8 protein-coding genes and 1 tRNA gene are annotated in these 14,067 nt (G+C 38.2%); 3 read left to right on the top strand and 6 right to left on the bottom strand.

The genetic code is table 11. The features are described from left to right. The first annotated feature begins 792 nt into the window (after window positions 1-792). Window positions 793-1,332 (top strand): hypothetical protein, encoded by a 540-nt coding sequence (locus ACO05S_RS07485; RefSeq protein WP_421920899.1) that lies wholly within the window; start codon window positions 793-795, stop codon window positions 1,330-1,332. A gap of 43 nt (window positions 1,333-1,375) precedes the next feature. On the opposite strand, the gene ACO05S_RS07490 is transcribed toward ACO05S_RS07485, so the two are convergent. Continuing rightward, window positions 1,376-1,446: transfer RNA gene (locus ACO05S_RS07490), tRNA-Cys, on the bottom strand. A gap of 117 nt (window positions 1,447-1,563) precedes the next feature. Next, window positions 1,564-1,914 carry a dihydroneopterin aldolase gene (gene folB, locus ACO05S_RS07495; RefSeq protein WP_421920900.1) on the bottom strand — a complete coding sequence of 117 codons (351 nt, stop codon included), beginning with the start codon at window positions 1,912-1,914 and terminating at the stop codon, window positions 1,564-1,566. A 239-nt stretch (window positions 1,915-2,153) separates the two neighbouring features. Here folB and ACO05S_RS07500 point away from each other — a divergent pair, with 239 nt between their 5' ends. Continuing rightward, entirely contained in the window at window positions 2,154-3,866 is a 1,713-nt protein-coding gene (locus tag ACO05S_RS07500) for a glutamine--tRNA ligase/YqeY domain fusion protein (RefSeq protein WP_421920901.1), read from the top strand. 155 nt (window positions 3,867-4,021) lie between these two features. Here ACO05S_RS07500 and gltX read toward each other — a convergent pair whose 3' ends face one another. The 4 genes from gltX to ACO05S_RS07520 form a co-directional block, all read right to left on the bottom strand. After that, window positions 4,022-5,554, bottom strand: a complete 1,533-nt coding sequence (gltX, locus tag ACO05S_RS07505; RefSeq protein ID WP_421920902.1) for a glutamate--tRNA ligase — start codon at window positions 5,552-5,554, stop codon at window positions 4,022-4,024. Window positions 5,555-5,631: 77 nt separating this feature from the next. After that, window positions 5,632-6,018 (bottom strand): response regulator, encoded by a 387-nt coding sequence (locus ACO05S_RS07510; RefSeq protein WP_421920903.1) that lies wholly within the window; start codon window positions 6,016-6,018, stop codon window positions 5,632-5,634. Between the two features lie 223 nt (window positions 6,019-6,241). After that, window positions 6,242-8,791 carry an adenosylcobalamin-dependent ribonucleoside-diphosphate reductase gene (locus tag ACO05S_RS07515; RefSeq protein ID WP_421920904.1) on the bottom strand — a complete coding sequence of 850 codons (2,550 nt, stop codon included), beginning with the start codon at window positions 8,789-8,791 and terminating at the stop codon, window positions 6,242-6,244. A 454-nt stretch (window positions 8,792-9,245) separates the two neighbouring features. Beyond that, on the bottom strand, window positions 9,246-10,475 hold the full coding sequence (locus ACO05S_RS07520; RefSeq protein WP_421920905.1) for a 3-deoxy-D-manno-octulosonic acid transferase: 1,230 nt from the start codon (window positions 10,473-10,475) through the stop codon (window positions 9,246-9,248). Window positions 10,476-10,617: 142 nt separating this feature from the next. Here ACO05S_RS07520 and ACO05S_RS07525 point away from each other — a divergent pair, with 142 nt between their 5' ends. Next, window positions 10,618-14,067, top strand: coding sequence for a hypothetical protein (locus ACO05S_RS07525; RefSeq protein ID WP_421920906.1), 3,450 nt, complete (start codon window positions 10,618-10,620; stop codon window positions 14,065-14,067).

Genomic DNA, 14,067 nt, shown 5'->3' on the forward strand with positions numbered 1-14,067 from the left:
CTGCGGCGTTCGAACTGGCATTGTTTCACTATTTGTTAATAAGTGCATCGTTCTACCTGCCGTCTGCTCCCTTCTACCTGCCAACTGCATCCTTCGTGTTGATAAATGCATTGTTCGTGTTAATAAGTGCACCGTTCTACCTGCCATCTGCACTGTTCTAGCTGCCAAGTGCAAGGTATTTGTTGATATCTGCACCGTATTTGTTAACAAGTGCACTGCATTTAACAGGAAGTAGGGAAACAATGCCAGGTTGAACAGTGCTTTTATCAGGAAGTAAGGCAACAATGGCAGGTAGAAGCATGCATATCACAGAAATTATGCGAACAATGGCGAGAAGAAGTGTACAGATGACAGATCGCTCGAAACAATTATAAGTGAGAAGGCTAACATTGGCAAGTAGAAAGGACAAATTACTGCTGTATTACTGTAAAAACAGAATACGCAGAGTCCCAACGAAACACTCGAACTAGGGGTAAGCTCGGAGTATCAGGGGAAAATATCATAAAGAAGTTATGGGCTTAGTGATGAAATTGGCTAATGCGGAGCTTTCGATGGCAATTTAGAGTTGGTAAGGAATAAGTTGGGAAAAAGCTTGGTTAAGATTTCCTAACTCGATTCAACCTTAAGAGTGTTACTTTTAGTTATATTTGAATAAAACTTAATTTAATGCATGCTACACACAAAACTGGTTTAAAAACCTTCCTTACAATATCATTTTCGATACTCATTATCCATTGGGTATATTTCTTCTTTCCTTTAGCCAAATCGTACTTTGAGGAATTTGCAAAATAGTTGTATTCAAATAATTTAGACAGAAATGGAGCATTCTTAAAAATCTGTTTAAGTTTCTTAAGTGGTATCGGAATATTTATTGGGGTATTAATAGCTTTTAGAAGAGCAAATACATTCGAAAAAAGTGTTTGTGGACAGGTGCAATCACAAATAACCTCAACTAGCTTTGCAGCTTCTGATTTGACAAATATTGATTGGTGTTCTCTTAACAAGTTTAGTCGGAATGACCTTAGATTAACGGGATTAAAACATGTTAATATCAAAATAAACATTGAAAAGTCTTTACTTAGAGGCTGTAGAATTGCAAATAATTACAGAGATAAACTCTCTATTGTTATACTTAAGAATAGTAGGAATTCAAATCTAGAAGGTATAAAAATTGCGAAAAATCAGCTTATTGATTGTGATTATTCTGAATTCACAGATAAGGATGTGACTGATCTTAGAAAGGAATACAATCTCTGTAAGGAAAAGATTTATTTCGAACACAATAATCCAAAAAATAAAAAAGACGATGTGAATGGACAAGTTTCATTGTAAAACAAAAAACCTCATCTGCATTAGCAAATGAGGTTTTGTTTTGAGGTCTCTGGCGGATTCGAACCGCCGTAGATGGTTTTGCAGACCACTGCCTAGCCACTCGGCCAAGAGACCCTTTTTCCTTAAAGGCGTTGCAAAGATATAAATTTCTGTTTTACCTGTGCAAACTTTTTGGAAGCTTTTGTAACAAAAAAATTACGGTAAAAATGCAAAGCCAGTATTATCAATAGCTTAACGGCTTAATGTTAGGCTAACTTTTTCTATTTGTCCGCCCATTGGCGGGTTCATTTTCGATACTTTCACTGTTGCATGCTTCAATTCTGAGAAGTTTTCGTACAGCATATCCAAAATTCTTTCGCAAACATGCTCCAACAAATGCGATTTAATTTGTAGTTGCTCTTTAATTTTTTCGTAGGCACGTTGGTAGTTTAAAGCATTACCAATATGGTCGCTTTTTGCAGCTTTTGTTGCATCGTATTCCATACGAACATATACCGTGAACTTGTTTCCTACAATTTGCTCCTCTTTAAAACATCCGTGATAGGCATAAAACTCCATGCCTTCCAATTCGATAATTCCCATCTGTCTGCTCTTATATATTTTGTGGCGAAATTAAAGTAAGAAAATCCAAATTCCAAATAACAAAAATTGGGTTTTGAGCTTCGGATTTTGGGATTTTAGCTACTTTTGTTTTTTCGTTTCTTACCAGTTCAGATGTAAAGATTTATTGTAAATTTATGTTTGTGCATTTCTAAACGAAAAGCAAGGCAGGATTCAATCGAATCCGAGGCAAATCATTGTATCATTTTAAATTGAAAAACATGGATAACAAAAATGTAAAGGAAGAGAGTGCTAACGAAAAATCTCTGAATTTTATCCAACAGATCATCGAGGAGGATCTGCAAAACAATGTAAATGATGGAAGAGTACACACCCGATTCCCACCAGAACCAAATGGGTATCTTCACATCGGTCACGCAAAGGCAATATGCCTGAATTTTAGCCTTGCCCAACAATACCAGGGAAAATGCAATTTACGATTCGACGATACCAATCCAGTAAAGGAAGACACCGAATATGTTGATTCCATTATGGAAGACATTAAATGGTTAGGTTTCCAATGGGATGGCGATCCATTATACACCTCTGATTATTTCGACCAGCTGTACGATTGGGCCGTAAAATTGATTAAAGATGGCAAAGCCTATGTCGATGATCAGACAGCAGAGCAAATTGCCGAGCAAAAAGGAACACCAACAGTTCCAGGAACCGAAAGTCCTTTCCGTAACCGCAGTGTTGAGGAAAACCTTGATTTGTTCGCAAGAATGAAGAATGGTGAGTTTAAGGATGGAGAAAAAGTATTGCGTGCTAAAATTGATATGGCTTCACCAAACATGCACATGCGCGATCCATTGATGTATCGTATTATGCACGCGCATCATCACCGCACAGGTAATGATTGGTGTATTTATCCAATGTACGACTATGCTCACGGAGAATCGGATTATATCGAGGGAATTACCCACTCGATTTGTACACTGGAATTCGAAGTTCACCGTCCGCTTTACGAGTGGTTTGTTGAGAACTTAACCGATACTGAATACCGTCCAAAACAGCGTGAGTTTGCACGTTTGAACTTAAGCTACACTGTAATGAGTAAGCGTAAGCTATTGGAGTTGGTAAACGATGGACATGTAAATGGATGGGACGACCCGCGAATGCCAACCGTTTCGGGTTTGCGCAGAAGAGGATATACTCCTGCATCTATCCGTAATTTTGCTGATACCATTGGTGTGGCAAAACGTAACAATGTTATTGATGTTTCATTGTTAGAGTTCTGTGTTCGTGAAGATTTAAACAAAACAGCAACTCGCGTAATGGGTGTTTTAGATCCAGTTAAACTGGTGATCACAAACTATCCAGAGGGAGAAGAAGAGTGGTTGACAATCGATAACAACCCGGAAGATGAGAATGCAGGAACTCGCGAGATTCCATTCTCAAATGAATTGTATATCGATCGCAACGACTTTATGGAAGATGCGCCACGCAAATTCTTTAGAATGACTCCTGGACGTGAGGTTCGTTTGAAAGCGGGTTACATTGTAATGTGTGAAAAAGCAGTGAAGGATGCCGATGGAAACATCACGGAAATTCACTGTACCTACGATCCTAAATCCAAGAGTGGTAGCGGAACAGAAGAGAGCAAGCGTAAGGTTAAAGGAACACTTCACTGGGTTTCTGCAAAGCATGCTGCAAAAGCTGAAGTTCGTGTTTACGATCGCCTATTCAACGATGAAGCTCCTGACGGACACAAAGACAAAGATTTTAAAGAATTCATTAACCCTGATTCTTTACAGATTTTAGAAGAATGTTACGTTGAGCCATTCTTAAAAGATGCGAAAGCTGAAGATCACTTCCAGTTTACACGTTTGGGATACTTCTCGGTTGATAAGGATACCAATGCGGATCAGTTGGTGTTTAATCGCACGGTTTCGCTGAAAGATTCGTGGGCAAAGGCACAGCAAAAGAAATAATTTAAGCTGTTAGCTAGATAAGATATAAACCTGTCAGGATTTAAAATCCTGACAGGTTTTTTTTATTGGTATTTATAATGCCATGGGAAAACCTATGGTTCATAAAAAACCACCTCCAGAATTGGAAGTGGTTCATACCAGAGATTAAATCTCAGTTATTTCTTAATGTTCTCCATTGCAAAATCTAATCTTGCAAGGGTTTCTTCTTTTCCAAGAATCTCGATGATATCGAACATGTGAGGACCTTTTCCGGCACCTACCATGGCCAAACGGAATGGGTTCATTACCTTACCAAAGCCAATTTCTTTGGAAGTGATCCATCCTTTTACGATCTCTTCAGAGTTTGCAGATGAGAAATCTTCAATTCCTTCCAGAATGCTTTTTAGTTCAGCCATAAGAGATGGAGTATCTTCTTTCCAACCTTTTTTAACTGTTTTGGCATCATATTCTTTTGGTGCTTCAAAAAAGAAGTTCACCTGATCCCAAAGCTCAGCAATAAAATCTACTCGATCTTTTACCATTCCGCAAACACGATTCACAGTAGTTTGATCAGCTTCGATTCCTTTCGCCTTTAATACCTCATCTGCAAATAGGCCACCAATTTCCTCATCTGATTTGTTTACCAAATACTGACGATTGAACCATTTTGTTTTTTCCGGATCGAATTTCGCACCAGACTTGTTTACGCGCTCCAACGAGAAGGCTTGAGCCAATTCCTCCATTGAGAAAATTTCCTGCTCGGTTCCAGGGTTCCATCCAAGGAAAGCCAACATGTTTACAAATGCTTCAGGGAAATATCCATCTTCGCGGTATCCCGAAGAAACATCATTGCTCTTAGGATCGGTCCAAAGCAATGGGAAAACAGGGAATCCCAGTTTATCTCCATCACGCTTGCTTAGTTTCCCTTTACCAACTGGCTTTAAAATCAACGGCAAGTGAGCAAATTTAGGCATATCGGCGCTCCAGCCCAATTGTCGGTACAACAACACATGCAATGGCATCGATGGCAACCACTCTTCCCCACGAATTACGTGCGAAATTTTCATCAGGTAATCATCTACAACATTTGCAAGGTGGTAGGTTGGCATTCCATCCGATTTGAACAATACCTTATCGTCCAAAGTTGATGTATTAAATACCACATGACCCCGAATTTCGTCATCCATGTGTAGCTCTTCACCAACAGGCATTTTAAATCGAACTACATAGGCTTCACCAGCATCAATTCTTTTTTGAACTTCCTCGGCAGGCAAAGCAAGTGAGTTATTTAAAGTATCACGGGTTTCGTGATTGTAGATAAAAGTCTTCTTTTCTTCTTCACATTTTTTACGGATAGCATCCAATTCTTCAGCAGTATCGAAAGCATAATATGCATCGCCCGAAGCAATCAGATGATCAGCATATTCTTTATACATTGGCTTACGCTCCGACTGGCGGTAAGGACCATACTCACCACCTGCAGTAGCACCTTCATCAATTGTAATTCCACACCATTTAAGTGCTTCTACAATATAATCTTCGGCACCAGGCACATATCTTGTCTGATCGGTATCCTCGATACGCAACAAAAATTCACCCTTGTGCTTTCTAGCAAATAAATAGTTAAATAAGGCTGTTCTTACACCACCCATATGCAATGGTCCTGTCGGACTTGGTGCAAATCGAACTCTGACTTTCTTTTCGCTCATTTTATTATCCGTTAATTTGGCAGCAAAGATAAGAAAATGGAAAAAGAAAAGTAATGTGAGAATTTAAAAATGATTAACTATAGAAAACGTGCAATTACTTCTTTTAGGCCGATAATATCAAGCGGCTTGGTCACAAAATCGTCGCAGCCTGCCAACATGATTTCTTCATATGCTTCACCATAATGATATGCCGTTTGTGCTATAATAGGTATTTGCTGATTATTCTTTTTGATATTCCGGGTCGCATCATAACCATTCATTACAGGCATCTGCATATCCATAAGAATTAAATCGATATTAGGATTTGCTTCTAACAGTCGAATTGCTTCTTCTCCATCTCTGGCTCTAATTAACTGTGCATTTGTTTCAATCAGAACCTCTTCGAGAAAAATGTAGTTAAAATCCTCATCTTCGGCTATAAGCAATACTTTTCCTTCCCAATTGTATTCCTGAGAATTGTCCATATGTAAATTTTCCGCTTTTAAATAAATTGATAGTCTTATATCAAAGTTAGAATCTTTTATGATAAGATAAAAGAAATCCGATTGGAATCTGAACTTCTCTAAGCTCAAAGCAAAAAAGGCTTATCATTCAGAACTATGGCATAAAGGTAAATTAAAAATATTCAAAAAAAGGAGCCTTTAAAAAAGACTCCTTAATTTAAAGTGGTTCGATATTATGGAGAGCTTATCCACATTTTGAATTGCCGCAAGACTGGCAAATTAAACATCCTTCCTGATAAATAATATGATCGGATCCACAACTGGTACATTTTATCCCTTTTGCCTTGGTGCCATTTGGAATGTACTTTTTAAGAGCACGTTCCACACCGTTTTTCCAAGTATTGATGTTTTCACTATCTAGCTGAAGTCCAGCTACCAAATTCACCACCTGCTCAATTGGCATTCCATGGCGCAATACTCCAGATATTAATTTTGCATAGTTCCAGAATTCCTTATCGAACTTATAGGATAATCCCTCGAAAGTGGTTTTGAATCCTCGCTTGTTACAAAATTGGAAATCATAACGAGTATTTCCTTCCTCGTCTTTGCGTTTAATAATCACACCCTTATTAACAGATTTTGGTAATAAGATACCTTCGTCATCATCAGCAATACCCGTAAAAATTTCGTAAGGTTGCCCATTATACAAGCCAATAAAAGCAATCCATTTTTCTTTGTTATTCTGAAAACGAACCACTTCAGCCTCTAGCTCAGTAGGACGTTTTTCCGGCATTCCTTTGCTTTCTTCTTTCTTGTCGTTGGAAATTAAAACTCCAGAGCGAGATCCGTCGCGGTATACAGTACATCCTTTGCAACCACTCTTCCAAGCTTCGATATACAATTCGCCAACCAATGACTCTGGCACATCAGAAGGAAGATTTACAGTAACACTAATGGAGTGATCTACCCATTTCTGCACTCTTCCTTGCATACGAACTTTCTGTAACCAGTCCACATCATTAGAAGTTGCCTTGTAGTATGGTGATTTTTTAACCAATGCATCCACCTCTTCATCTGTAAAATGCTGTGCTGCATTTATTCCATTTGCTTCCATCCAGGTAACAAATTTATGATGAAAAACAACAAACTCTTCCCAGCTATCGCCAACCTCATCAACAAAGTCAACCCTAACATCCTTATCGTTTGGATTAACCTTACGGCGACGCTTGTAAACCGGAAGGAATACAGGTTCAATACCAGAAGTGGTTTGAGTCATCAAACTGGTTGTTCCGGTAGGCGCAATGGTTAAACACGCAATATTTCTACGACCGTATTTCACCATGTCTTCATAAAGACTTTGATCTGCTTCTTTTAAGCGCAAAATAAATGGATTATTTTTTTCCCGGCTGATATCGTGTATATCAAAAGCACCGCGTTCCTTTGCCAGATATACCGAAGAACGATATGCCTCTACCGCAATTGTCTTATGAACTTCTTCCGAGAAATCAATTGCCTCATCGCTTCCGTATCTCATTCCCAAAGCAGCAATCATATCACCCTCGGCAGTAATACCAACACCTGTTCTTCTTCCTTCTCTAGCTTTGGTGCTGATATTGCTCCAAAGCTCTTTTTCTACTCTTTTTATTTCGCCTCCTTCAGGGTCGGAGTCGATCTTTTCGATGATGGCATCAATTTTTTCCAATTCCAAATCGATGATATCGTCCATAATTCTTTGCGCAAGAGCTACGTGCTTTTTAAACAGATCGAAATTAAACTTGGCTTTTTTCGTGAAAGGATTCTCAACATAGCTATACAAGTTGATTGCCAACAAACGACAACTATCGTATGGACACAAAGGAATTTCACCACAAGGATTGGTGGAAACCGTTCTGTATCCTAAATCAGCGTAACAATCGGGCACTGACTCCTTTTCAATCGTATCCCAGAATAAAATCCCTGGCTCGGCCGATCTCCATGCATTGTGAACAATCTTGTTCCAAAGTTTACCAGCATCAATATCTTTCTTATATTTTGGATTTTCAGCATAAATTGGATACTGCTGAGTATATGGCTTACCATCGATCACCGCCTGCATAAACTCATCGTGAATTTTTACAGAAACATTTGCTCCGGTAACCTTACCTTGTTCCATTTTGGCATCGATAAATTCTTCCGAATCAGGGTGTTTTACTGAAACGCTTAACATGAGTGCTCCACGACGACCATCCTGAGCAACCTCACGAGTTGAGTTGGAATAACGCTCCATAAAAGGAACAATGCCTGTTGAGGTCAGAGCCGAGTTTTTAACAGGAGAACCTTTGGGGCGGATGTGCGACAAATCATGTCCAACACCACCTCTTCTCTTCATTAACTGAACTTGCTCCTGATCAATTTTCATGATTCCACCATATGAATCAGAATCACCATCGTTACCAATTACAAAACAGTTCGACAAAGATGCTATTTGGAACTTGTTGCCAATTCCTGACATCGGACTTCCTTGTGGTACGATGTATTTAAAATCTTTCAACACAGCTAAAATTTCGTCCTCGCTTAAAGGATTCGGATATCGCTTTTCTACTCTGGCAATTTCACTTGCGATTCTGCGATGCATATCATTTGGAGTCTTTTCATAAATATTTCCAAACGAATCCTTCAATGCATACTTGTTTATCCAAACACGTGCTGCCAATTCGTCTCCGTTAAAATATTTGAACGACGCTTGAAAGGCTTCTTCAGGATTGAAAGTTTCTTTCATTTCTTCTGCTTGTTTCTTCTTCTCCTTAACTTCCATTCAGGTTTTAAAATAATGTGGTTTATAATGTGAGTCTGTAATGTATCTATATTAAAAATGACTGGTTTTACCCAGTCTACTTTTTCTTTACGCAATTTACGCAAAAGTGCCCTTATCGAACAACAACGAAATATTTTTTTAATAAAAAGTTATCCACAACACATTGTTAATTGATTGATTTTGCGCATGTTAAATTTTATGGAAATTAAAAAAGTTGTCCAAAAGAAAAACTCAATCCATATTTTAATTAACAAACTTATCGAGATTAACAAATTCATTACACACTATTTTCGGCTATTTTTGCTGAAGAAAAAAGGCCAATACAATTCGAAGGGTAAAGTGGAAACCGTATCGCAAAAGCAAGTTGAATTCGATTTAGCACTTCATTGAACAGACCCGTTCTGAGCTATGATATTCTTGTTATTTTCTCTTTTGTCCTACTTTTTAAGCTGAGCTAAGAATTAATTTTTGATAAAATCTTATTGCTTGCCCCTCTCATTTTATCTACATAGTTTTTGGACTTTTCTCCAGCGGAAAGCTTTTCTTTTGAATCCTGGCAGTACAAATCGAGCAAGCTCTTTAAGTCTTCATAGCTTTGATAAGATTTTGCAGCCCCAATTTCTAACAAGTCTGTTGCCTCTTGAAACTTGTGGTAATTAGGGCCAAATATAACGGGCAAACCGAAAGTTGCTGCCTCAAGCGTATTGTGAATGCCTCGTCCAAATCCCCCTCCAATGTACGAAACACTTCCATATCGATACAATGATGACAATACTCCAATGCAATCAATTACAAGCACTTCGGCTGCAGCTATTTCTTCTTTGGTCGCCTTGGTATATCTTACCCATAACTTTTCGATCTTAAACGTAATACGGTTGATGTGATCCTCATCAACCTCATGAGCAGCAATAATATATTTGTAGGAGTTTTTACTTGTATTTAAATACCTGATAATATTCTCTTCATCCTTAGGCCAAGTACTTCCGGCAATCAGAACCTCTCTTCCCCTGGCAAAACTTTCCAGCTTAGGCAATGATTTTGATCCTGTAGCAATGGTATATACTCGGTCGAATCGAGTATCTCCGTTCAATGTCACATTCGTAAAACCAATTCCTTTTAACAAATCTACTGATTCCTGATTTTGCACAAACAGGTGAGTAAAAGCAGAAAGCATCTTCTTGTAAAAGGCACCATAGCTCTTAAAAAACAATTGATTTGGCCTAAAAATGGCAGAGAAAAGATAAGTGGGCACATTTCTTCTCTTCAACTCTTTTAAATAGTGGTGCCAAAACTCATACTTGATAAAAAATGCCATTTGAGGCTGAACGATATCCATAAAAAGTTTTGCATTCCCGGCAAAATCGGCCGGCAAATAAAAAATAAAATCAGCACCATCGTAATTCTTCCTTACCTCATATCCCGAAGGTGAAAAGAAGGTTAGGAGTATTTTACAATCGGGATGTTGTTTCTTAAAACTTTCGATTACGGGTCTTCCCTGCTCAAATTCGCCAAGCGATGCTGAATGAAACCAAACAATATTTTTTTCTCCTTCGACTGCTTCTTTTAGCCTGGTACGCCAGTTTTGTCTACCATCAACCCATTGTTTGGCTTTGGGATTAAAAAAAGCTGCAATTCTTACCAAAAGAACATACATTCGAATCGACAGATTGTAAAAAAGAACCATATTTGAAAAAAATTAATATTTATAAGGAGCAGCTTCGCTATCTTTATTTTTTGCAAAACTAATAATTTTAAAGATCAGATTCTGTTATTGATGAAGTGAATCATGATAAATCCTAAAATCTGACCAAAAGCAATACATCCTCTTGAAAGCCCGAATTCTTTTCATATTAGCTCTGATCTGTTGCATTCAAGAAACTGCACTTACCCAAAACAACCTAAGAATTAAGCGTATTCTAATCCAAAAAGATAGCACTCAGCTCGATTCATTGCTGATTCTGCCTGCTACGGTACAAATATTTCACAATAAGCAGAAAATCGATAAAAGCTGGTATCAAATCAATTCAGGCAAAGGCTTGTTGATTGCCAATCAAAAACTCATACAGCTAGGCGACTCAATACTGGTAAAATATAGAATTTACGATTATAACATTCGCAAACCGATCTACACCCGCAACATAACCGACATAAAGCTAGCCGGGGATGTCCGCTCAAGAATAAGTTCAACGCAATACGCTTACAACAAACCGGGAATTTTAAACAGCAGCCAGTTGCACAAACAGGGGAACTATTCTCGTGCAATCTCCTATGGAAACAATCAAAATGTAGTAAGCAATTCGAACCTGAACCTGCAGCTTTCGGGGAAACTAAGTGAAGATGTCAACATCCTGGCTGCCATATCTGATAGTAACATTCCTATACAACCCGATGGCAACACTCAATCCATACAGGATTTCGACAGAATTTACATCAAACTTTTTGATGACAAAACAGAACTTACCCTGGGAGATTATGAAATTGAATCGCCGCAAGGCAATTTTATGCGTTTTTATAAAAATGTACAAGGAGGAAAATTTTCCGGTTTAATTGCGAAGGGGAAAAATGGTGAGGAATTAAAATCCACCATAAGTACATCCATAGCCAAAGGAAAATTTCGCAGAATGGAAATTCAGGGGTCGGAAGGAATCCAAGGCCCTTACAGGTTAACAGGAGTGAATAACGAAAGCTACATTGTTGTTTTGGCAGGTTCGGAAAAGGTATTTGTGGATGGAAAAAAGTTAACCCGGGGCGAAAACCATGAGTATGTGATTAATTACAATACCGCAGAATTGAGTTTTACCACTCAACATCCCATAACAAGAAATTCTCGAATTGTAGTGGAGTTTGAGTATTCAGAAGAAAATTACTCTCGTTACCTGATTTTTAATACGAACCAATACAGGAGTAAAAAGGGAAAAATCTGGTTCAACTTTTACCATGAACAGGACAGCAAAAATCAGCCATTGGATCAAAGCCTTAGCAAGGAAAACAAACGGTTGCTTAGTGAGATTGGCGATAATCTCGATTTAGCCAATGCACCAAACGAAGAGATTGTAGAATACTCCAACGACTTTGTACTTTATCGAAAAATTTCAAAAGAAGTCGATCAAATCATTTATGATGTTTATGAGTACTCTATCGAACCCGAGGAGGCAATCTACAGGATAAATTTTTCATTTGTAGGAAACAATGGAGGCAACTACATACAGGTGAATGGACTTGCCAACGGCCGGGTGTATCAATGGGTCGACCCGATTGACGGTGTGCCTCAGGGAGGGTATGCCCCTGTGTCCAAACTTATCGCTCCGCAAAAACAACAAATGATTAGTTTGGGTGCCGATTACCAACTTGCAAAAAATCTTCAGTCAAAATTCGAAATTGCTTTAAGCAATCGAGATCTTAATACTTTCTCATCGAATGACGACAGAGACAATAAAGGGTTTGCTGCCGATTTATTGCTAAGTAAAAAGAGCTTGCTCACCGACAGCACAAAAGTGCTCAACTCACAAATCAAGATGCATTTTATACAGAAAGATTTTGCTGAAATTGAAAACTTTCGATCGGTAGAGTTCAATCGAGACTGGAACATCTCCAATACAGAAAATAAACAGAATGAAACCTATCTTTCGCTTAGCAACCAATTCAATAACTCGAAGTGGGGTGCAAGTTCTTACCATATCTCGGTTTTAAACAGAGGGGCAAATTATAAAGGAATTCGACAGAATGTAAACTTCAATTATCAGAAAAAGAAATTGTTAGTACAAGTCAATGGGGATTTGCTGCATACCGACCAGGAAGAAGTGGAAAGTAAATTTTATCGCCATCACTTCGATGCTGCCTTTATGGGGAAAATTGCCAAAATAGGGATTGAAATGGAAAATGAGAACAATAAGATTGAAGATGCAAAGGAACATACTTTGTTATCAAGTAGCTTTTCGTTTTACTCCTATAAATTTTACCTGGAAAACCGTGACTCAAGTCAAAACCAATTTCAGGCCTACTACAGAAAACGAAAAGACTATCTACCCAAGGGTAATGATTTAAAATCGCAAAGTGAATCGGAGGATTTTGGAGGTAAAATCTGGCTGAAGAAAAACAGGAATCATCAATTAAAAATAGAGAGCATCTATCGAAGATTGTCGATTTCAGAGAATTCTGTAACTAAGGAAGAGCCCGAAAATACATTTTTAGGGAAACTGGAGCACCAAGCCAGAATAAAGAAGGGGATCTTGCAAACATCTACCTATTATGAACTGGGTTCGGGCTTAGAGAGCGAGAAAGAATTTTCATATGTTGAAGTAAACAATGGTCAAGGTGCATACCGGTGGACCGATTACAACCAAAATGATGTAAAGGAACTAAATGAATTTGAAATCGCCACTTTTAAAGACGAAGCCAATTACATTCGAATTGGGACCAACACCAACAATTACGAGAAGGTGTACAACAGTGATTTTAGGCAAAGTTTTATCCTTGGACTGCGAAGAATAAAATCAAAATCGAAAGTTGCCAATTTTTTCTCACGCTTTAGCAATCGCTTTGCCTACAGATTATCCAAAAAAAGCTTAAGCAATAATTTTAAGCTGTATGCAAATCCATTTAAAACAAATTCAGCAGATGAAAACCTTATCACAATTAATTCCAGCTTTCAAAACACCTTTTCCTATCGTAAAACTAAATCCAAAACAAATTGGGATCTTATTCATTTAAGCAGCAGGAACAAGCAATTGCTCACCCAAGGATTCGAGAGAAGGCGATTAAGTCAAAACGGATTTCGCTTTAACTGGAACATTGGAAAATCCAGTCAACTGATGAATCGCACAGACTATAGCAAAAAAAGTTTTTACCAGGAAGTATTTGCAAACCAGGATTACAGGCTGAATGAAATAAAGAATGAACTTCGTCTTAAGTTTCAGACCAGCTTGGTATTTCAGTTTGGCTTGAAGCATACCTACCAGCAAAAAGAAAACAAACTGGCCAGCGAAAAATCAAAAATGCATAATTTGGGAGCCAGCTGTCAATACGCCATTACCAAAACCGGGAAACTAATGGCAGGTGTAAACTACTTACATCTCGATTACAATGCCAACACCAATAGCTCCATAGCCTACGAAATGCTGGAAGGTTTCTTGCCTGGTAACAACTCCACCTGGAACTTGGGTTATAATCAGCAACTTTCCAAAGTATTACAGATGAATATCACCTACAATGGTCGCCAAAGCGAAGGAGGAAAAACCATTCATGTAGGAAGCATGGAAGTAAGGGCTTATTTTTAA

The sequence above is a fragment of the Marinifilum sp. genome, from assembly GCF_965230805.1.
Classification (GTDB): Bacteria; Bacteroidota; Bacteroidia; order Bacteroidales; family Marinifilaceae; genus Marinifilum.